Source organism: Cupriavidus sp. 05T313, assembly GCF_056396665.1.
Genome location: NZ_JBFTLX010000122.1, coordinates 1 through 19,758, shown reverse-complemented (window position 1 = coordinate 19,758; position 19,758 = coordinate 1). Strand labels below are relative to the sequence as shown.

The following is a 19,758-nucleotide window of genomic DNA, read 5'->3' as shown; positions in this document are numbered from 1 at the left end:
TCGCGGCTCCACTTCATGCGCCAACCGAGTTTTCAGCGAACAGGGGCTCGCGCCCATGTCACCCGCTTTCGCAGCTTGCCACCCGAGCGGTGACCTGAAGGGGGGCAGGCTACTGCGCTCAACTGGCGTGCGACCGGCCTTTTCTTGGCGGCCGGTCGACGCCTGCACACTAACTCGATACGAATCACGTTGCGGGCATGCCTGCCAATGGCCGCTGGGGTCACGCAGGACTTGGCGTGCCGACTGCAATTGATGCAGTTGAGTTTCTGAGACACGCTGTTCACGATCCGGCGCGGCCAGAAGATGCGCCGCCTCCTCGAACTACCTGCGGATGAGGTTACGCATGGAAGGCGAAAATAGCGCCGGCCCGTTCCCGGGCCGGCAGGAATCCCTTGCTACCTCTATTTCTCAGGGTCTTCGGCCCGAGCCGTGGTTCTCCCCCGGTCAGTCACGCATCGCCGGCATGGCGTTGCCCGTCAGCAGCACCGCCGCTTGTTCACCATACGTGACCACGTAACCGCCGTTGGACGCTTGCCATGCCTGGGCGCCTTGCCGGTCGGCGAACCAGAGTTGCTGGTAGTCGCCGAACTCGCCGAGGTCGAGACGGTAGCGGTCCAGTACCCTGGCGGGGCGGCCGTCGATGTCGCGTTTGCACGCGGACCAGCCGGCGTAGCCCAGTTCGGCCGCCAGCAGTTGCAGGCAGTGCTTGAGCTGTAGTGTGTGGCGCAGCCGGTAGAGTTCCGCGACGCTTTGCGCGCGTACCTGCTCGCGGTGGATGCGCCGGATTACCGGTAGCGCCTGCATGGCTTCTCCGGCGTGGAGCTGGCGCAACAGCCTGCGTGCATGGCGGCGCAGGAAATCGCTATTGGGAAGGCGGGATGGAGCGTTGAGCGTTGTGAGCCACATGTCATGTCCTTGCAATGCCGTTTCCCGCGGCGGCAAAAAAGGTCAACGTTGTGGTTCTTGCAACGAACTGGCGGTGCCGGGCTGGATCGCTCGGCGCCGTACGGTACGGGCAGGCAGGTGCGCTGGCTTTTGCGGGAGCGGGCGCCCTGCCGGCGCCCGGACGGGATTATATGCCAGCACCGGATGCCTTTGGCAAGCGTTGGCTGAATCAGGCTGCGCGTGCCCTTGGCCGGATGCCGGCCGGCTAGGCCGCCTGCGCCTCGGTCTCGGCCGTCAGTCCGAGTTCCTCCACCAGCCGTGCCGCCAGCGCTGCGGCCTGGTTGCGCACGTCGATGATGGTGCCCGACTCCCACAATGCCCCGCGCAGCGGTGCGCCCAGCGTGCTGAGGCCGGGCACGAGGCGGCCGCCGCGATCGAATACGCGGCCGCGCGCGTCGCCGTCGAGGCCAGACCCGGCTGCCGCCGGCCGCACCAGGCCGCGCGCCAGCAGGCTGCGCACCAGGGGCCGGGTGTTGCCTGCGTGCCAGCCGTACTCCGCGCCGGTGCAGTTGATGGCCGCGTCCACAGTGGAGGGCGCGGGCAGCGGGCGCGACAGGTGCAGGGCCACGCGGTGGCTTCTTCCCTCGCTCCCGTGACCGCCACGCTGCCAGCCGCTCGCGGTGTTCCCGTCATCGGCCGGCGCCAGTGCGGTGACGCGGGCGGCGTGTACGTGCAGGCGTCCCTGTGCGCGCACCGCCTCGAATACCGCATGCGTGGGCGGCGCGGCGCGGTGCAGCAGGTTGTCCCAGAAGGGCCGCACATGGCGCAGGAAGCGCTGGCGCTCCGGCACGCTGGCGGCCGCCCACAGCGGGCCGATGTAGGTACGCAGCGCGGGCGGCACGCTTTGCCAGTCGAGGCCTTGCGCCGTCAGTGCAGCGCTTTGCCGGCGCACCCGCCGGACCACGTCGCGCGCGGTGGGCGCGGCCAGCGCTACAGGTCCCGCTGCGGCCAGGAAGTCGTCGCAGGGGCCGGCGTTGTGGCGCAGCCAGGGTACCAGCGCACGCCGGGAGAACGCGTGGTAGGTGCCGGTGAAGCCGAGGCGCTCCAGCGTGGCGACCACGTCGAGCATGGTCAGGCTGGTGCCGATCAGGGCGATCTCGCGTGCGTTCGCGAGCCGGGCCAGTGCTTCGGGCTGCCAGGGGTCCGGCACGTAGCGGCCATCGGCTTCGAGCGCGTCGTCTTGCGCCAGCGCCGGCCGCGCGGGCTGCACGCCGGTGGCCAGCACGATGTGGTCCGTATCCCAGGCGCGGCCGTCGGCGCTGCGCACGCGGTGCGGCACGCCGATGGTCACGTCGGTGATTTCCGCTCGCACATGTTCCAGCGTGGCGTGCCCGGCCGCGCCTGCCAGCGCGCGCGCCAGGGTGTCTTGCAGGTAGTCGCCGTACACGCCGCGCGGAGCGAAGGCGTTGTCGGCCTCGGCGGGGGCGGCGTGACCATGGCGCACCAGCCATTGCGAGAAGTCTTCCAGCGCATCGGGGTGAAGGCTGAAGTTCAGCGCGGGCCCGTTGAGGTAGTGCGCCGGGTCTTGCGTGCTGTAGGCCAGCCCGCGCCCCGGCTCGGCACGCGGCTCGAACAGGTGGATGGCGAGCGGTGCGCTGCTGTCGCGCAGCAACCGGATGGCGGTCAGGGTGCCGGCCATGCCGCCTCCCACGATGGCGATGCGGCGTGGCTGGGAATCGGGTCGGGTCATGATGGTCTCAGGCGTTGGTGCCGGGCGGGTTGGCGTGTGCCGCGGCGCGCAGCGCCTGCTCGCCGGCGCTCACCAGGATGGCGTCGTTCTGCGGGGTATGGATGCGGCTGCACAGCACGTTGCGGTAATGGCGCTCAAGCGGGTTGCCGCGCGACAAGGCGGGGTTGCCGGCGAGCCTGACCGCAAGCTCGACGGCGGCGATGGCGTTGTCGGTGATGTTGAGCTTGAGCAGGTTGCTGTCCGTGGCGCTGGCCGGCGCGCCGGCATCGGCATCGGCGCTGAAGCGGTCCAGCAGGATGCGGTTGGCCAGCAGCCAGCTGTCGATGCGGCCCACCGCTTCCTGGAAGCGTGGCAGCGTGGCCAGCGGCGCGCCCAGGCTGCCGGGGGCGCGCAGGTTGAGCCACGCGACAAACCAGTCGCGGGCGCTGTGCGCCACGGCGTTGTACAGCGTGCCGAGCAGGGTGGATGTCCACACGGCCCAGGCCGGGTCATGGCGTTCCGCCCAGGCTTCGGGCAGGCGCAGGTCGACCGCATGGGCGGCGGACAGCGGGGTGTTGTCGAAGACCACGTCGTGGCTGCCGGTGGCGCGCATGCCGAGATGGTCCCAGGTAGGCAACACGGTGATGCCGGGCGCGTCGCGCGGCACCAGGAACACACCGGTGCGCGGGCTGGGCTCGTCGGTGCGGCCCCATACGGCCAGCCAGCTCAGCGCCGGGATGCCGGTGGAATAGATCTTGTGGCCCGACAGCAGCCAGCCGTCGCCCTGCCGGCGCGCCACCGTGGCCGGCAGGCCGCCGCGCGCGGGAGAGCCCAGCGCGGGCTCCACGCGCAGGGAATTGATCAGCGCGCCTTGTTCCACCGCGCTGCGTTGCACCTGTTCGCGGATGTCAGCCGGCCATTGCGTGTCCTGCGCCAGGTTGCGATGGCCGAGGATCTGCATCACCAGCACCAGTGCCGTGGACGGATCGCCCGCAGCCACGTGATGGACCACGCGGCGCGCTTCCGCCAGCCCGGCGCCGGCACCGCCGAGCGCGCGCGGCACGGTGAGGTCGAGCAGCCCGAGCTGGTGGAGTTCGGCGATGTTCTCGAAGGCAAAGGTGGCGTCGCGGTCATGCGTGGCGGCGCGTGCGGCAAAGCGCGCGGACAATGCGCGCAAGGCTTCGTCCGTGCGCAGGGGACGCGCCGCGCCGGCCGTACCGGTGGCATCGGGGGTTGGCGCGGCGGGCGTGAAGCCGCTTTCGCGATGCCACTCCGAAATCCGCYGCCGGCTGGTCGTGCCGGTGGGTTTCAAATGCATTCTTGCTCCTGTTTTGTCTGGTGGATGTTCAATGGCAGATCAGCCCGCTCTCGACCAGCATCATGTTGAAGGCGGCGTCGCCGGCGGCTGCATCTCGCAGCCGTGCAAGCCGCCCGTCGCGTTGCCAGCGCGCCAGCCAGTGCTCCAGGTAGCGCGCCGATTGCGCGTCAGGCTGGCGCAGCGTCAGCGTCGCGCCCTCGCCATCGAGCAGCAGCGGCGCCGCCGCGAAGAAGCGCCATTCCGGCAAGCGCATCACGCGCGCGATCAGCGCGGCATCTTCCGCCACCGCCGCGCACTCGCCACGGCGGAACGCCAGCAGCGACTGCAGCGGCGAGGGGTAGCGGCGAAGCCCGGCGCCAGCTCGGGTCAGGAGCGCCTGGAAAGGGCTGCCTTCGCTCACGCAGGCGGTCTTGCCGTCGAGCGCATCGAGCCGGCTTACCGGCGCGAAGCGCAGGGTCAGCAAAGTGCCGCGAGGCGTGCCTGGTGCCCGTACCGAGGCTGCGCGAGGATACGCGCCGTCCGCCGCCGCGCCAAAAGCGAGATCGATAGCGGGGTGCTCGTTGCCGCCGGCGCTGGCTACCGGCAAATGCCGCAGCCTGACCGGGACGCCCAGTGCACGGCCCAGTTCCGCGGCCAGCCCGGCTTCACCCGGATCGGGTTTTGCCACCAGCGGCCGGCCCGGCGGCGTCGGGCGCGGATACACATGCACGCCCACCACCAGTTCGCCACGCGCCTGGGCTTGGCGCAGCAGGGGACCGGGTTCGGCGTGCGATTGCCACGGCGTGCCGGCGAAGAGCCAAAGCGGCAGGGCGATCGCGCAAGCCGCCAGGGCGATCACGCCCGCCATGCGCCTTGTCGCCGCCGGGATGCCAGAGGGCAAGCGCGGCAGGCTACGCGTACGCATGCCGTCCGCCATGCCGCCTGGTAGCGGGTCGGGCCCCAGCCACCAGGTGCCGTGCAGATGCCAGAGCTCATCGGGCATGGCCGCCTCGCCTGCGTTGGCTTACCATCCCTGGCCCAGCCCCAGCAGGCCGAGGATCTCGCGGCGCAGCCGGATCAGTTCGGGGTCGTCGCGATGGCGCGGATAGTCGCGGTCGATCCTGAGTTCCGCCGTGATGCGGGCGGGGCGTTCGCTGAACACGATCACGCGCGTGGCCAGCAGCAGCGCTTCCTCCACGTCGTGCGTAACCAGCAGCGCGGTAAAGCGCGAGCGCTGCCACAGCGCTACCAGCTCGCCCTGCATGCTCAGGCGCGTCAGCGAATCGAGCTTGCCCAGCGGCTCGTCGAGGATCAGCAGGCGCGGCTCGTTGACCAGAGCGCGCGCCAGCGCGGCGCGTTGCGCCATGCCGCCGGACAGCTGGCGCGGATAGGCGCGGGCGAAGTCGGTCAGGCCCACGCGTGCCAGCGCATCGTCCACGCGGGCGCGCTGGCTGCCGAGCAAGCCGCGCGCTTCCAGGCCGAGCGCGGCGTTGTCCCATACGGTGCGCCACGGGTAGAGCGTGGGGTCCTGGAACACCACCACCCGGCTCGGGTCAGGCCCGCCGATCGGTACGCCATCCACCGCCAGCGTGCCGCGCCGTGGCGGCTCCAGCCCGGCCACCAGCCGCAGCAGGGTGGACTTGCCGCAGCCGCTGGGACCGAGCAGGGCAACGAACTCGCCCGGCTCCGCAGTCAGGCTGACGCGGCTGAGCACCGGCAGCACCTGGTCGCGCAGCGTGAAATGATGGCTGACCTGGTCGATGGTCAGGCGCACGCCGTTGCCGGCGGCGCCGGCCGTGTCGATGGCAGCTTGCGCAGGCTGGGCCCGGGCGGGTTCGTCGAGCACGGCGCTTACCATTTGACCACTCCTTTTTGCCAGGCCAGCAGGCGGTCCCGCGAGCGGAACAGCAAGGTGATGAGCCCTGAGAACAGGATCGCCATCACCAGCAGCGCGCCGTACATGCTGGCGTAGGCGGCCCAGCCCTGGGCCCATTGCAGGTACCAGCCCAGGCCGGACTTGACACCCAGCATCTCGGCCACCACCAGCACCGAGAACGATGCGCCCAGGCCCATGAACAGGCCGACGAACACGCTCGGCAGCGCCGCGGGCACGGCGACTTTCAGCACCAGGAAGCGCTCTTTGGCACCGAGGGTGCGGGCCACGTCGTAATACGCCGGGTCCACCGCCGCCACGCCAGACCACGTCAGCACCGTGACCGGGAACCAGGTCGCCAGCGCCACCAGGAAGGTGGCCGCGCTGGCGCTGCTGGGAAAGGCGAAGAACACGATCGGCAGCCATGCCGTGGCCGGCAGCGGCCCCAGCAGGCGCAGCACCGGGTGGACCCAGTAGCCGGCGCGGCTCGACCAGCCGATGGCCACGCCGGTCAGGAAGCCCGCCAGCGCGCCCAGCAGGTAGCCGGTGGCCAGCAGGCGCAGCGAGTGCGCCACCGCGTCGGCCAGCCGCGCATAGTCCTCGAGAAACACTTCAAGCAGCGCTTGCGGCGGCGCGAAGAAGGGGCGCGGCAACAGGCCCAGCTTGGCGGTCACCAGTTCCCAGATCAGCGTCAGCGCCGCGAGCACCAGCAGCCACGGTCCGGCACGGCGCAGCGCGGCGCCGATGCCGCCCAGCCGGTGCTGCACGAATGCCAGCACCAGCAGCACGGCGGCGATACCCGCGAACAGCGAGGCGGTTTCATGCGTCAGTGGCCAGTCTTCCGGCTCGGGCCAGAACTTCACCACGGCGGCGACGGCCAGCCAGGCCGCCGCGGCCAGTGCGCCGGCCAGCCAGACACGCGGGATCGCGGGCGCGGGCAAGGCCAGGAAGTCATCGGGCGCGTCGAAGGCATCGTGTCCGGCAAGCGCCTGTGCGCTGTCCAGCGCACCGCGCTGCCCGTCAGCCGAGAACGTTGGCATAGATGCGCTCCGCGAATTTGCTGGAATCGGTGCCGGGCCGGATCACCGACACCAGCTTGAGTTCGTCGGTGTATTGCGCCAGCTCCTTCTTCAGGTCCGCGCCCACCGGATGGTGGCCGTGCGTATGGCTCTTGAGCATGGCCACCACATCGGCCTGCGGCACCTTGGCGAACTCGGCGAAATGCCGCGCCGCGCCTGCGGGATTGGCCACCGTCCAGTCCTGCGCCTGCAGCACGGCGTGGGTGAGCGCCGAGGCGGTCTGCCTGTCCTCGCGGATCAGGCTGCCGCGAATGCCGAGCACGCAGCAGGCGCGGTTGGCGTATTCGTCCGACAGGTTGGTGGCGACCTCGACCAGGCCGCGCTCCTTGCGCAGCAGGTAGGTGCGCGGGTCGCCGTCGGCGGCGGCCTGGGCTTCGCCTTTTTCCAGCGCGATGCCGAGCAGGTCGGCCGGGTACTGGCGCCACTGCACATCGCGCACGGGGTCGATGCCGCGCTTGGCCAGCAGGATGGAAAAGAAGTTCTTGGCCGGGCTGGCCATGTCGCTGACGGCCACGGTCTTGCCCTTGAGGCTCTTCAGGTCGGTCACGCCCGAGTTGCTCAGGGTCAGCAGCCGCATGCAGCCGCCGTGGGTGGCCGCCGTCAGCTTGACGTCGAAGCCTTGCTCGAGCGGCTTGAGCCAGCGCAGCGCCATGCCCACGCCGGCGTCCGCTTTCCTGGTGGCAATGGCTTCGAGCAACTGGTCGGTCGAGCCGCCAAAGTTGATCAGCTCCACGTCCAGCCCGTGGTTGCGGAAGATGTTTTCCTTCAGCGCCGCGGCAACCGGCGCCAGGCACACGGAACTGGCGTTCCAGGCCAGCTTGACCGGCTTGAGCTGGCCGGTGGCGGCGCTGGCCCTGGAGGTCCAGATAAAGGGCGCGACGCCGCCGGCGATGGCGAGCGCGCCGGCGGCCTGCAGCCAGCCGCGGCGGTTCAGGGCGCCCGTGCTGCGCGGATTGCCCTCGGGCGAGGAACGGTTGACTGCGGACGGCTGCTCTGGCTCTTGGTGCATGACACTCCTCGGTAGGCTGCGGGATGTGGACGATATGCACCATGCTAAGAACTGGTTCACTGCAACAGAACGAATTTGTTGGCACAAGCTTGCACGCCCACCGACTAATGCGGCGGCTGCATATGCTTGTACCGGCGCGAGGGCGTGGCCGGCAGTGGGGTAAGATCGCCGCTTTCCATTCCGGTCAGATCGATGCAAGCGCAGGCAGTCGCCGCCCCACGGCGGGTGGATATCGTGGTGTACCCCGGATTCAAGGCCATGGAGGCGGTCGGCCCCATGACGGTGTTCGACTACGCCAATGTGCGCCTGGCCCAGCGCGGGCAGCCACCGGCCTACGCCACCCGGATCGTCGCGCTGGAAACCGGCCCGGTGCGCTCCGACACGCTGATGACGCTGGAGGCCACGGCCCGGCTCGATACCGTGCTGCTGCCGGACATCGCCCTGATCGTGGGCGCGCGCGATATCGAGCGCGCCATGGACGAAGCCCAGGGCATCGTGCCCTGGGCGCGCGCGGTGGCGCCGCGCATCGGGCGGCTGATTGCGCTGTGTTCGGGCACCTTCTTCCTGGCCGCCGCGGGCCTGCTCGACGGGCGCCGGGCCACCACGCACTGGGGCGTGGCCGCGCTGCTGCGCCAGCGCTTTCCGGCGGTGGAAGTGGATGCGGACGCCATCTTTGTGCGCCAGGGCAACCTGTGGACCTCGGCCGGGGTGACTGCGGGCATCGACCTGGCGCTGGCCGTGGTCGAGGAAGACCTTGGCCGCGAACTGGCGCTAGACCTCGCGCGTGAACTGGTGGTCTACCTCAAGCGTCCAGGGGGGCAATCGCAGTACAGCCTGCATCTGGCCAGCCAGGCCACCAGCCACGCCGGCATTCGCGGGGTGCAGGACTGGATACTCTCGGATTTGACGCACGACTTCACGATGGCGGAGATGGCGGGCCGGGTGGCGATGAGCGAGCGCAATTTCCGGCGCGTGTTCGCGCGGGAGACGGGTAGCAGCCCGATGGCGTTTATCGAGTCGGCGCGCATCGAAGGGGCGCGGCGGCTGCTTGAACAAGGCGAGCTGCCGCTCAAGTCCATTGCCGCGCGCACCGGATTTGGTTCGGACGAGGGGCTGCGGCGCGCGTTCCTGCGCCAGATGGGCATTACGCCGCGGGACTACCGCGAGCGTTTCGGGGTGGCGCAGCGATAGGCGCGGCTTTACTGGTTGCCTGAAGCCGCCGCGGCCGCCTGCGTAGCGCCCGGCGCGTTGGCGTGCAGCCCCGTATCCTGGCTTGCTGGCGTATCGGCCGCAGTGCCGCCCGGGCCGTTCTGGGCGCTGTCCTGCGAGCGCTGGCGGCCCCGGCCGCGGCTGCCGCCACGTCCGCTGGCGCCGATCGGCGCGGCATGGTTCTGCTTCAGTTCCTGATTGATGCTGTCCACCGTGCGCGGCGCAGGCGTCATGCGCGCAAAGTTGCTCTGGATGGCGTTCATGGCTTCGTCGCCAGCCGCGGGTGAACCCTGCGCGAAGGCGGCGGGTGACAACAATAGCGTGGCCACCACGGGAATCAGGCGAAAAGCGCGGGCGCTGCGGGTCATGTTGAAGTCCTTCGGCTGGCCGCAAGCCGCGTTCGGATGACGCGGTGACAGCGATCCAGGACACTACCAGCGCGGCCCGCCGCAACGCAAGGCGTCGCACGGCGGATTCCGTTTCATCGGGCGCCGGCGTGTTTCAACGTATTACCAGGCGGCGCCGCCTGCACCGGCGCTTACTCCAGGTTCTGCCCGATACGCCACAACACCCCGGACGGATCGAGCAGCACGAAGTCGCGCATCTGCCAGGGCTGGTCCTGTGGCGGCACGAGCCTGACGCCGTAGCGCCCGCCGATATCCTGTGCATTGACCTTGTCCCACCAGGCCTGCACATCTTCCACCAGCAAATGCATCATCAGGTTTTCGGCCAGCTCTTTCACATAGAAGTTCTGCAGCATGAAGCAGCACTTTCCGTGATGCAGGTAGGCCAGGTTGTCGTCGCTCCATGGCATGACGAAACCCAGGTCCTGGTAAAACTGCCTGGATAGCGCGAAATCCCGGGCGGGCACAAAGGCCTTGAGTTCGATGGTGGTCAGGTTGCTCATGATGCCTTGTTCAGGCGGACGGGCGGGGTCCAGCCCGTCCGCACATRGTCAGAGTTGCGCTACGTGATGCCGGATATGGTTCTCGATGAAGGTCGAGATGAAGTAATAGCCGTGGTCGTAGCCCTCGTGCCGGCGCAGCAGCAGCGGCTGCCCGACGGCGGCGCAGGCGGCCTCGAAGGCTTCGGGGTAGAGCTGTTCGGCGAGGAATTTGTCGGCCAGGCCCTGGTCGACCAGGATGCCGCGTGGGAAGGGCGCGCTGGCCTGGCGCCGCATCAGCGCCGAGGCGTCGTACTGCTCCCAGCTTGCGCGGTCCTCGCCCAGATAGCCGTTAAAGGCCTTCTCGCCCCACGGACAGCGCATGGGCGCGGCGATGGGCGCGAAGGCCGACACCGAGCGGAAGCGGCCGGGATGGCGCTGCGCCAGCACCAGCGCACCATGCCCGCCCATCGAATGGCCGAAGATGCCGACACGCTGCGGATCGGCGGGCAGCGCGGTGGTGACGAGGTCGAACAACTCCTGCGCCACATAGCTTTCCATGCGCCAGTGCTGGCTCCAGGGCGCCTGCGTGGCGTCCAGGTAGAAACCCGCTCCCGCGCCGAAATCCCATGCCTGCGCCTCGCCGGCGATGCCGGTGTCGCGCGGACTGGTATCGGGCGCCACCAGGATCAGGCCATGCTCGGCGGCAACGCGCTGGGCGCCGGCCTTGATCATGAAGGTTTCCTCGGTGCAGGTCAGGCCGGCCAGGTAGAACAGCGCGGGCAGGCGCCGTTCGGGCTGGATCAATGCCTGCGCCGGCAGGAATACCGAGAACCGCATCGGCAGGCCGATGGTCGTCGAGGCGTGCCGATAGAAGCGCTGCACGCCGCCGAAGCAGCCGTGCTCTGAGAGTAGTTCGAGCATGGCGGGCCTCAGTACAGGACCACGGAGCGGATCGACTCGCCGCGCTTCATCAGGTCGAAGCCCTCGTTGATGCGCTCCAGCGGCAGGGTGTGGGTGATCAGGTCGTCGATATTGAGCTTGCCGTCCATGTACCAGTCGACGATCTTCGGCACATCGGTGCGGCCGCGCGCGCCGCCGAAGGCCGAGCCCTTCCATTCGCGGCCGGTGACCAGCTGGAACGGGCGGGTGGAGATCTCCGCGCCGGCCTCGGCCACGCCGATGATGATCGACTTGCCCCAGCCCTTGTGGCAGCACTCCAGCGCCTGGCGCATGACCTTGGTGTTGCCGATGCATTCGAAGGAATAGTCGGCGCCGCCATCGGTCAGCTGCACGATATGGTCCACCACGTTCTCCACCTCGTTCGGGTTGATGAAGTGGGTCATGCCGAACTTGCGGGCCATGGCCTCGCGGCCGGGGTTCAGGTCCACGCCGATGATCTTGTCCGCGCCCACCATCCTGGCCGCCTGGATCACGTTCAGGCCGATGCCGCCSAGGCCGAACACCACYACGTTGGCRCCGGCTTCCACCTTGGCSGTGAACAGCACCGCGCCCACGCCGGTGGTCACGCCGCAGCCGATGTAGCAAACCTTGTCGAAAGGGGCATCCGGACGGATCTTGGCCAGGGCGATCTCCGGCACCACGATGTGGTTGGCGAAGGTGGAGGTGCCCATGTAGTGGAAGATCGGCTTGCCGTCGATGGAGAAGCGCGAGGTGCCGTCGGGCATCAGGCCCTTGCCCTGCGTGGCGCGGATGGCCTGGCACAGGTTGGTCTTGCGSGACAGGCAGAACTTGCACTGGCGGCATTCCGGCGTGTACAGGGGGATCACATGGTCGCCGGGCCTGAGCGAGGTCACGCCGGGGCCCACGTCGGTAACGATGCCTGCGCCTTCGTGGCCCAGGATGGCCGGGAAGATGCCTTCAGGATCGGCGCCGGACAGCGTGTAGTAGTCGGTATGGCAGATGCCGGTGGCCTTGATCTCCACCAGCACTTCACCGGCGCGCGGGCCGTCCAGGTCGACTTCTTCCACGGTCAGCGGGGCACCGGCCTTCCAGGCGATGGCGGCTTTGGTCTTCATGATGTTGTCCTTGGTAGTGGTGGCAACTTGCGTGCCGGCCCGATGTCTGGGGACGCATACCAGTGCCGTGCGGGACGAGCCAGGCACGGCACCGTTGGTCAGCGACGACTATACGCCCACGCGGTTGGCCGCGGATGCCCGAGGCGGCGGATTTGGCCTCGGGCGCCCCTTGTTTGGCCGAAATCGTGGGTTGCGCGGGGCGGGACGGCTGACCGGGCGGCTGCAGTCCGGATGCCGGTTCGGCCAGGGTTTTGGCATCGGCCCGGAGAGATTCCGACTGGCCGACGCGGCCAGCGCAGGGTCGACCAGCGCGCGCTGCCGCCCCTTGCCTGGATCGGGGCAGGGTCAGGGCAGGGTCATGGCAGGGTCAGGGCATATCGAATTGATCCGATGGCTTGCTCTGATCCAGCTCCGGCAAACCTGCGGAATACATCACCGCCCAGTTGTCCGGACCTAGCCCTCCGTCACGGCAGGGTAAGCTGCCGACGCGCTTGCCGTCCTTCTCGACGACAAGCCCTTCCTTTTCCCAGCCCTTGCCGCTGCCGGCGTAGACCACATAGTCGTAGCCCCCGTTGGAGAACCGGAAGTAATCGGTGCCGCCACCTGAGTAAGCGGTGACGCCCCACCGGAAGTGCTTGCGCGGATCATCCGTGAGTTTCGGGTAAGCAAGCTCGACGGCCCCCTTTTTTCCAAAGCGGTACTGCACGTACCCTTTCGTTTTGGAAAGATCCGGCGAAGCGCAAAGCGATACAACCTTGTTGCCTTTGACCGTGCATGAGAACGCAACATTCTCGGCCGCCGCGCACAGCGATTCATGTGCCAGTGCGGTAAGCGAAAACATCGAAAGCAGCAGGGCGCCAACGACGCGATGCGGGTGGGACATGAATGACTCCAGTTGAATGACTCCGGTCAATCGAGCAGGGCGCCCTGCTCGAACGCGACAAATTCGCAGCCGTAGTGGTGTACCGCATCGCCGTCGGTATGCACCGACTGGTAACGTACCACGCGAACCCCCATCTCCAGGCTTGCCAGCGTGCCAAAGCGCAGCCTGCCTTTGGGCAGCAACGTCCCGACGGCCAGGGCATTCGTACCTGGTGTGCGCGAGCGCAGGCCCACCCCGGACGCCGAAAGATCGGCAATGTCCAGGATGAGTCCGGTGCCGTCAGGCAACTCGGCCTCGAATGTGTACTGGTAATCCAGCGTCTCCGCCCTGTAGTCCCGCCGCCGTTGCACCTGGGACAGTTTTTCCGGGAACGGCACCGAGAACGCGGCGGCGCCGGAGAACAGGGAGCGGGCCGGGGCGCCCAGGCAAAGCGTGAGCGACACATCATCCAGGACAGTCGAAAGTTCGCTTTGCGCGCAGGCCAGTACTGCCTCATTGTCAGGCTYGCTGACGTATCCCTGGAGCGTAAACGTGCGGGCTGGCCCATCCACGGACAGTACTTTCGTGTGCAGTGTGCGCCCGTCCGGCAAGCGCAAGTCGAGGCTGCGCTCCTGCATGGCCAGGATGTCCAGTATCGCGTGGATCTCACCCTCAAGGGCGTACTGGAACCCGTCCGATGACGGCGGGTTGGTCGAAGCGGAGTCAAGTCTATTCATGGATTGGAATGGCTGGTGAACGATCTGACGCGAGGCGTCGGCCCGGCGCGGAGTCAGGCCCAGGCTGGCAAGCGAAAGCGGAAAGAAATGTGACCGCGAAACGACTCCTAACGGCGGGAGCGATCAAATCTTTAGCCCGCCGGGGAAGGGCGGAATGGCGCCGAATGGAAAAGATGGGGAAGAGAGCGCTGGATTTCTCAAGAACCTGTCTGGCAATGCCGTTAGAGCGGTCGGCATGCAACGGAACATGCGATGCAACGAATATGCCCTCGAAGCTGGAAAGTCGCGAGAAACGTCCGATCGAATACCTTGAATGAGTTAGTCCCGATGAATCGTAGCGCTAGCGCCGCAGTGTTCCCGGACCAGTCTGCAATACCATCATGGCCTCGAACGCCTTAGGCGCGCCTTTGCCGCTCCCGTGGGCTGCTGGCAGCCATATCGAACGGCTCAGCGATCCGGGCCGGATACTTCAGATCCTGCAGGATCTGGCCCGCGTGCGTACCCGGCTCCATCTTCAACCTGTGCAGGAGTGGCGGGTTGCTTCGTGCTTTCTGTCCGTCGACCCATCCAGAGGCACCTGCGTGCTTGCCTGGTGCCGCAACGGCCTGGAACTGGAAGCGATCCTGAACGCCAGCGAACTGGCCGCCTCGGCATCGCTGGGCGATATCACGTTCCACTTCCGGTTCGCCACGCCGGCAGTCACCCGCTTCGACGGCGGACCGGCGTTTCTCGCTTCCTTGCCGGCCGGGATCTATATGGTTCCGCGCCGCAGGCATTTTCGCGTCCGCCTGCAGCAGGACAGGGACTTTCGCTGCCAGATCCTGTTAAGCGACGGCCAGCTTGTGGAAATGGAAGTCGCGGACCTGTCCGTATCCGGGGTGGGCTTGCGCTCCATGCGCATCGGACCGGGTCAGTTGCCGGTCGGGACCAGCATCGCGCAATGCTGCCTGGATCTTGGCGACCTGGGTGCGATGAAGCTTGCGCTGCAGGTGGTGCGGCATCGAAAGGCATGGCACGGCAACGAGGCGTACAACCATTTCGGCTGCCGCTTTGGCCAGATGGATGCGCAGAGCGGCAAGTGGCTGCAGCGCATGGTGTTTGCCCTGGAGCTGGCGGGCCGCCCGTGAGCAAGGCGCCCGGCAGGATCGCCATGCCGCCCGGAGACGGGCCAGCCTGCGCCGGTCCCCGCAACAACGGCGCCACTGCATCCGGCACCGCCATCTCGAAACGCAGTTCCGCACCAGGGAGCGCCTGGCTCGGCTTTTGCGCCAGCGGGCGCGCGAGGATGCCGGTGGTGCCATGGCCCGCCGGATCTGACGGGCCGTCGCGCTCAGTATCCTGGGTATCGAGGCTGCGGCGCTTCCTGATAGTAATAGGGCGCCGGCTGTGGCGCGCATGGCACATAAGCGCGATCGTAATCGCGATAGCAATATCCCGGCGGCGGCCCATAAGCCGGCCCATAAGCCGGCGCGGGCGGGGCGGCCATGACGACCGGCTGGCTGGCCACGGCGGTACCGACCACGGCCAGCCCGACGAGGGCGCCGATGGCCAGCGCGACAGCGCCGGCTGAGTCGCCGTCACCGTGGCCGCGTCCGCGTGCGGAGGCAGGACCCGCGGCCAGCAGCGCGGCGGTGAGCAGGCCTGCGCCGACGATGCGGGCGGCACGATTGGGTTTGCGCATGACTGACTCCTTGTGGCTGCATGTGAGGGCCAGCGACAGTGACAGCGGCTGGCCTTGCAGGCATCTTAGGGGTCAGGCGTCGCCGGAATCTGTCCACACGGTTAGCAGATGTAACGCTGGAGCCATGGCGATCAGGGCGCCGGACTCGGCGGCGACGGAGGTGGCGAAGCGTCGGGTACCGGGGCAGCCTGCGGCGCCGGGGCCTGCCTGTCAGGAGCCTTTTGCTTGTGCTTCCTGTGTTTCTTGTGCCGCGGCGGCTGTGGCGGCAGGGGCTTTTGCGTGGCGCGCTCGCCTTGCGGCGTTTGCGGCTCGGGCGGCGGCAGCGCGGCGCAGGCCATGCCACTGATGGCCAGGGCGGTAAGCAGGGCGGCTGCCTTGTACATCGAAATTCCGGACTTCATCAGGACTCCTCGAAAAATAATCCGTCACAATCGTCACAACTCTCGGCAAATGCGGGGGCTGAAGTGCAGGAAAACACCTGAACCGTGTATCGCATTTGCCTCCCGGCGTATCTGGCGAGCGTACTCAGGCACCGCCCCGGTCGCGAGGCGCCGCCGCCAGGCGGGCGGTGGACGCCGGCGATGCGGTCCCGTGCTGGCCTTCATGCTGGCGGCCAAGCCACCATCCCAGCCAGGCCCATCCCAATGCCAGCGCAGCCCCGGTGAGCGCCACCACGGCCGGGTGGCCGGATAGCCCGTCAATGGCGGTCTTGATCCAGGCGCTGACCGCATCGCCGGCGCGATAAACGGCGGTGTCGATCACGTTCTTGGCCTTGTATTTGGTTTCGGCATCCACCACCGTGAACAGCATCTCCCGGCCCGGCCGCAGCAATGCATATTCGCCCACCCGGCGCAGGATCATCACGCCGGCCAGCACGCCGAAGGCTGGCCATAGCGCCAGCACCAGGAAGCCCGCCGCCACCGCCAGCGGCACCGCGCTGAGCAGGGAAGTCACGCCATAGCGCCTGGCGACACGGCCCGAGAAGAACACCTGCACCACAATGGTCAGTGCCTGCACGATGGCGTCGATGGCGCTGAAGACCTGCGTCTGCTGCGTGCGGCTGGGAAAGGTCTGTGCCACCAGCCTGGCCTGCTCGAAGTAGAGAAAGGTGCTGGCGGTGGCCAGCAGGATCACGAACAGGCTGATGCCCAGCAGGTAGCGCGAACGCGCCACCAGCGTCAGGCCGGCCCAAAGCCCGCCGCCTATGGGCCGGGCCGGGTCCTGAGCCGGGACCGGATCGTCCGCCGCCGGCACACCGGCACCGGCGCGCCGGCGCCAGCCGAACAGGTAGCCCACGCCGGGCAGCGTGGCCGCCAGCAGCGCGGCGGACAGCAGCATCAGCCCGGTCAGGCCGATGCGCGGCACCAGCCAGCCGCCGAGCAACGGCCCGGCGAGTCCGCCCGCGCTGGCGCCGGCGGCCAGCAGGCCGAACAGGCGCCGCGCCTGGCCGGGACGGAATACATCGGCCATCAGGCTCCACGCCACCGACACCACGAACAGGTTGAACACCGACAGCCAGACGTAGAACACCCGCGCCAGCCAGATACTGTCTGGCGCGGCGCGCGTGGCCAAGGCAAAGCCCAGCAGGTTGGCGATAAAGAACGCATAGACCCACGGCACAAAGCGCCGGCGCGGCAGGCGCGCGCTGCACAGGCCATAGCAGGGAATCGCCACCAGCATGACCACGAAGGTGGCGGTGAACAGCCATTGCAGGTTCTGCACACCACCGGCGATACCCATGGTCTCGCGCACCGGACGCAGCATGAAGTAGCTGGCGAACAGGCAGAAGAAGAACAGGAAGCCGGCCGCCACCGCGCTGCCTTCGCCGGGCTGGATGCCGAGGCCGTGCCGGGCCGCTTGCGTGGTGCTGGCCATGACCGGCTCAGGCCAGCAGCGCGGCGATGCGCTCGCGCTGGCGGGCATCGGGCATGCGGCCCAGGCCCGCGCCGAGGTTGTCGCGCATGTTCCTGGGCTTCGACGTGGCGGGGATCGCCGCCGTCACGGCGGGATGGCTGACAATGAATTTCAGGAAGAGTTGGCCCCAGGAGTCGCAGTCGATCTCGCCGGCCCAGGGTGGCAGCGGGCGGTCCTTGACCGCGCGGAACAGCCGGCCGTCCTGGAACGGGCGATTGACCAGCACCGCCACGCCGCGCTCCTGGCACAGCGGCAGCAGCGTGCGTTCGGCATTGCGCTCGGCGACCGAGTAATTGAGCTGGACAAAATCCACGCGTTCGCTGCGCACGATCTGGGCCAGCGCCTCGTGCGCGTCCTCGCGGTAGTGGGTGATACCGGTATAGCGCGTCTTGCCGCGTTCCTTCAACTGGCGGATAAAGCGCAGGTTGTCGCGCCAGTCGATCAGGTTGTGCACCTGCAGCAGATCGACGGTTTCGCTACGCAGGTCGCGCAGCGACTGCGCCCACTGCGCCGGCGCGTTGGCGGCCGACGCCGAGATCTTGGTGGCCAGGAAGACCTTGGCGCGGGCGCTGGCATCCAGCAGCAGGTCGCCGGTAACGGCCTCGGCGCTGCCGTAGCTGGGCGCGGTGTCGATCACCGGGCCGGCCGTTTGCAGCAGCAGGGCCATGACCTCGGCCAGCGGCGCGCGCTCGCCGGGCCCGGTACCCACGTTGAAGGTATCGGCGGTGCCCATGCCGATCACCGGCAGCGTTTCGCGGCCGCCGGGCAGCGCACGGCGCAGGGGGGGCGGGGAGGGCGGGGCAGCGAGCGCGGCGACGGGCAAGGCCAGGCCGGCGGCAAGCAGCATGCTGYGGCACAGGAAGCTGCGTCGATCAGATGGCATGACGGTCTCCTTGCTGGTGGGCACGGATTCTGGCGGCCGGGATTCCCGGTGCTGCGGCATATGGTCACGGCTTCGCATCGCGCACTCCGGCTGGATTAAGCTGGATGCCCCGGTCCGGGGCATCTTCTCACAGATAGGAATCCTGCTGCCATGGTCGCTTTGGTCGCTCTTCTGCTGGTCTGCATCTACCTGTTGCTTGCCGGCGTGCATGTCTACTGGGCGTTGGGCGGCTCCCTGGCCAAGGATGCGGCGGTGCCCCGCATTCCGCGCAAGGTATCCCCAGGCGAAGGGGCTGCCGCGGTGCCTGCGATGGTTCCCGCTTTCACGCCTTCGCGCACCGGCACGCTGATGGTGGCCGTCGGGCTGGCGGTGGTGGCATCGATGGTGGCCGCGCGCGCCGGGCTGTTCGCCGCGCCATCCACGGGGCCGCTCCTGCAATGGGCCATCGGCCTGGTGGCGGTGGCCATGCTGGCGAGGGCGGTGGGCGATTTCCGCCTGGTTGGTTTCTTCAAGCGCATCACCGGCTCTCCGTTTGCGCGGCTGGACACGCGGGTCTATTCGCCCCTATGCGCAGTCCTGGCCGCCGGCCTGGCGTACGTGGCGATCCTGCCAGCCTGATCGTCCTTCCTGCTTCCGCCGGCGGCCCGCGCGGTATCGCCGGAACCCCCGATTGCAAATTGGGGGCGAGCGCCTGAAAATGCCCCTCATCCAAGACCGGGCGCCGCGGCCAGGGGCCGTGGCAAGAGGCTGAACGGGAGACGGGAGACCACGATGCGCACCCAGGTAGCGATCATCGGTGCCGGGCCGGCGGGCCTGCTGCTGGGGCATCTGCTGCGCCGCGCCGGCATCGATGCCGTGGTCATCGAGGACCGCAGCCGCCAGCACGTCGAGGCGCGCATCCGCGCCGGCGTGCTGGAGCAAGGCACCGTGGACCTGCTGGTGGCCTGCGGCGCGGGCGAGCGCCTGCAGCGCCAGGGCCTGCGCCACCACGGCATCGACCTGCTGTTCGGCGGACGCCGCCACCATATCGACCTGTCCGGGCCGACCGGGGGCCGTGCCATCACCGTGTACGGCCAGCACGAGGTGGTCAGGGACCTGATCGCCGCGCGCCTGGCGGATGGCGCGCCGTTGCTGTTCGAGGCCAGCGGCGTGGCGCTGCACGGCATCGATGGCAAGGCGCCCGGCGTCACGTTTGCACACGGGGGGCGGCGCCACACGCTGCATTGCGATTTCATCGCCGGATGCGATGGCTTTCGCGGCGTCTCGCGTGGAGCGATTCCAGCATCCGCGCTGCRGGTGTTCGAGCGGACCTATCCCTTTGCCTGGCTCGGCATCCTGGCCGAGGCCGCGCCAGCCGCGCGGGAGCTGATCTATGCCAGTCATGCGCGCGGCTTTGCCCTGTTCTCGATGCGTTCGCCGCAGATCACGCGGCTTTACCTGCAATGCCGTCCCGGCGAGGATCTCACCCTGTGGCCAGATGCGCGGATCTGGCAGGAGCTGCACGCCCGCCTGGAGACCGGCGACGGCTGGCGGCTCAACGAAGGCCCGGTGCTGCAAAAGGGCATCACGCCGATGCGCAGCCATGTGGTGGAGCCCATGCAATATGGCCGGCTGTTCCTGGCCGGCGACGCGGCGCATATCGTCCCGCCGACCGGCGCCAAGGGCATGAACCTGGCGG

Annotated in this window: 21 protein-coding genes; 4 read left to right on the top strand and 17 right to left on the bottom strand. The window is 68.5% G+C overall.

The window, feature by feature from the left end; genetic code table 11:
- Nucleotides 1-444 precede the first annotated feature (444 nt).
- The 7 genes from AC1DKD_RS24055 to AC1DKD_RS24025 all read right to left on the bottom strand — a co-directional run bounded on the left by AC1DKD_RS24055 (nt 445) and on the right by AC1DKD_RS24025 (nt 7,872).
- Complete coding sequence (locus AC1DKD_RS24055) at nt 445-906, bottom strand: hypothetical protein (RefSeq protein WP_441627860.1); 462 nt, start codon at nt 904-906, stop codon at nt 445-447.
- A gap of 244 nt (nt 907-1,150) precedes the next feature.
- Nucleotides 1,151-2,635, bottom strand: a complete 1,485-nt coding sequence (locus AC1DKD_RS24050) for an FAD/NAD(P)-binding protein (protein ID WP_441627858.1) — start codon at nt 2,633-2,635, stop codon at nt 1,151-1,153.
- Between the two features lie 7 nt (nt 2,636-2,642).
- Complete coding sequence (locus AC1DKD_RS24045) at nt 2,643-3,932, bottom strand: acyl-CoA dehydrogenase family protein (protein WP_477143790.1); 1,290 nt, start codon at nt 3,930-3,932, stop codon at nt 2,643-2,645.
- A 28-nt stretch (nt 3,933-3,960) separates the two neighbouring features.
- The gene (locus AC1DKD_RS24040) at nt 3,961-4,914 is read right to left on the bottom strand and encodes a substrate-binding periplasmic protein (protein WP_441627854.1); all 954 of its coding nucleotides are present in this window, start codon (nt 4,912-4,914) and stop codon (nt 3,961-3,963) included.
- Nucleotides 4,915-4,935: 21 nt separating this feature from the next.
- Nucleotides 4,936-5,769 carry an ABC transporter ATP-binding protein gene (locus tag AC1DKD_RS24035; protein ID WP_441627852.1) on the bottom strand — a complete coding sequence of 278 codons (834 nt, stop codon included), beginning with the start codon at nt 5,767-5,769 and terminating at the stop codon, nt 4,936-4,938.
- Nucleotides 5,763-6,824: an ABC transporter permease gene (locus tag AC1DKD_RS24030; protein ID WP_441627850.1), complete on the bottom strand. Its 1,062-nt coding sequence runs from the start codon at nt 6,822-6,824 to the stop codon at nt 5,763-5,765. The genes AC1DKD_RS24035 and AC1DKD_RS24030 overlap by 7 nt, the downstream gene beginning before the upstream one ends.
- Nucleotides 6,805-7,872 carry an ABC transporter substrate-binding protein gene (locus AC1DKD_RS24025; RefSeq protein WP_441627848.1) on the bottom strand — a complete coding sequence of 356 codons (1,068 nt, stop codon included), beginning with the start codon at nt 7,870-7,872 and terminating at the stop codon, nt 6,805-6,807. Before AC1DKD_RS24025 ends, AC1DKD_RS24030 begins: the two co-directional genes overlap by 20 nt.
- 192 nt (nt 7,873-8,064) lie before the next feature.
- Between AC1DKD_RS24025 and AC1DKD_RS24020 the strand changes: the two genes are divergently transcribed.
- Entirely contained in the window at nt 8,065-9,063 is a 999-nt protein-coding gene (locus tag AC1DKD_RS24020) for a GlxA family transcriptional regulator (RefSeq protein WP_441627846.1), read from the top strand.
- An 8-nt stretch (nt 9,064-9,071) separates the two neighbouring features.
- On the opposite strand, the gene AC1DKD_RS24015 is transcribed toward AC1DKD_RS24020, so the two are convergent.
- The 6 genes from AC1DKD_RS24015 to AC1DKD_RS23990 form a co-directional block, all read right to left on the bottom strand.
- Nucleotides 9,072-9,449, bottom strand: coding sequence for a hypothetical protein (locus tag AC1DKD_RS24015; RefSeq protein WP_441627844.1), 378 nt, complete (start codon nt 9,447-9,449; stop codon nt 9,072-9,074).
- Nucleotides 9,450-9,619: 170 nt separating this feature from the next.
- Entirely contained in the window at nt 9,620-9,988 is a 369-nt protein-coding gene (locus AC1DKD_RS24010) for a VOC family protein (protein WP_441627842.1), read from the bottom strand.
- Between the two features lie 48 nt (nt 9,989-10,036).
- Nucleotides 10,037-10,888: an S-formylglutathione hydrolase gene (gene fghA, locus AC1DKD_RS24005; RefSeq protein ID WP_441627840.1), complete on the bottom strand. Its 852-nt coding sequence runs from the start codon at nt 10,886-10,888 to the stop codon at nt 10,037-10,039.
- A gap of 8 nt (nt 10,889-10,896) precedes the next feature.
- Entirely contained in the window at nt 10,897-12,003 is a 1,107-nt protein-coding gene (locus AC1DKD_RS24000) for an S-(hydroxymethyl)glutathione dehydrogenase/class III alcohol dehydrogenase (protein WP_035866615.1), read from the bottom strand.
- Nucleotides 12,004-12,370: 367 nt separating this feature from the next.
- Complete coding sequence (locus tag AC1DKD_RS23995; protein WP_441627836.1) at nt 12,371-12,886, bottom strand: hypothetical protein; 516 nt, start codon at nt 12,884-12,886, stop codon at nt 12,371-12,373.
- 26 nt (nt 12,887-12,912) lie between these two features.
- Nucleotides 12,913-13,602 carry a flagellar brake protein gene (locus AC1DKD_RS23990; protein WP_477143789.1) on the bottom strand — a complete coding sequence of 230 codons (690 nt, stop codon included), beginning with the start codon at nt 13,600-13,602 and terminating at the stop codon, nt 12,913-12,915.
- A 407-nt stretch (nt 13,603-14,009) separates the two neighbouring features.
- Between AC1DKD_RS23990 and AC1DKD_RS23985 the strand changes: the two genes are divergently transcribed.
- Nucleotides 14,010-14,729 carry a flagellar brake protein gene (locus AC1DKD_RS23985; RefSeq protein ID WP_477111213.1) on the top strand — a complete coding sequence of 240 codons (720 nt, stop codon included), beginning with the start codon at nt 14,010-14,012 and terminating at the stop codon, nt 14,727-14,729.
- Nucleotides 14,730-14,932: 203 nt separating this feature from the next.
- On the opposite strand, the gene AC1DKD_RS23980 is transcribed toward AC1DKD_RS23985, so the two are convergent.
- The 4 genes from AC1DKD_RS23980 to AC1DKD_RS23965 form a co-directional block, all read right to left on the bottom strand.
- Nucleotides 14,933-15,283 carry a mechanosensitive ion channel protein MscS gene (locus AC1DKD_RS23980; RefSeq protein WP_441627830.1) on the bottom strand — a complete coding sequence of 117 codons (351 nt, stop codon included), beginning with the start codon at nt 15,281-15,283 and terminating at the stop codon, nt 14,933-14,935.
- Nucleotides 15,284-15,414: 131 nt separating this feature from the next.
- Nucleotides 15,415-15,684 (bottom strand): hypothetical protein, encoded by a 270-nt coding sequence (locus tag AC1DKD_RS23975; protein WP_441627828.1) that lies wholly within the window; start codon nt 15,682-15,684, stop codon nt 15,415-15,417.
- A gap of 124 nt (nt 15,685-15,808) precedes the next feature.
- Nucleotides 15,809-17,158 carry an NTP/NDP exchange transporter gene (locus AC1DKD_RS23970; RefSeq protein WP_477111212.1) on the bottom strand — a complete coding sequence of 450 codons (1,350 nt, stop codon included), beginning with the start codon at nt 17,156-17,158 and terminating at the stop codon, nt 15,809-15,811.
- 7 nt (nt 17,159-17,165) lie between these two features.
- Complete coding sequence (locus AC1DKD_RS23965) at nt 17,166-18,080, bottom strand: aldo/keto reductase (RefSeq protein ID WP_477143788.1); 915 nt, start codon at nt 18,078-18,080, stop codon at nt 17,166-17,168.
- Between the two features lie 150 nt (nt 18,081-18,230).
- Here AC1DKD_RS23965 and AC1DKD_RS23960 point away from each other — a divergent pair, with 150 nt between their 5' ends.
- Together AC1DKD_RS23960 and AC1DKD_RS23955 are read left to right on the top strand one after the other, a co-directional pair.
- Entirely contained in the window at nt 18,231-18,698 is a 468-nt protein-coding gene (locus AC1DKD_RS23960) for a DUF3995 domain-containing protein (RefSeq protein ID WP_441627822.1), read from the top strand.
- A gap of 153 nt (nt 18,699-18,851) precedes the next feature.
- Nucleotides 18,852-19,758 (top strand): 4-hydroxybenzoate 3-monooxygenase (locus AC1DKD_RS23955; protein ID WP_477143787.1); only part of this gene is annotated, 907 nt, incomplete at its 3' end.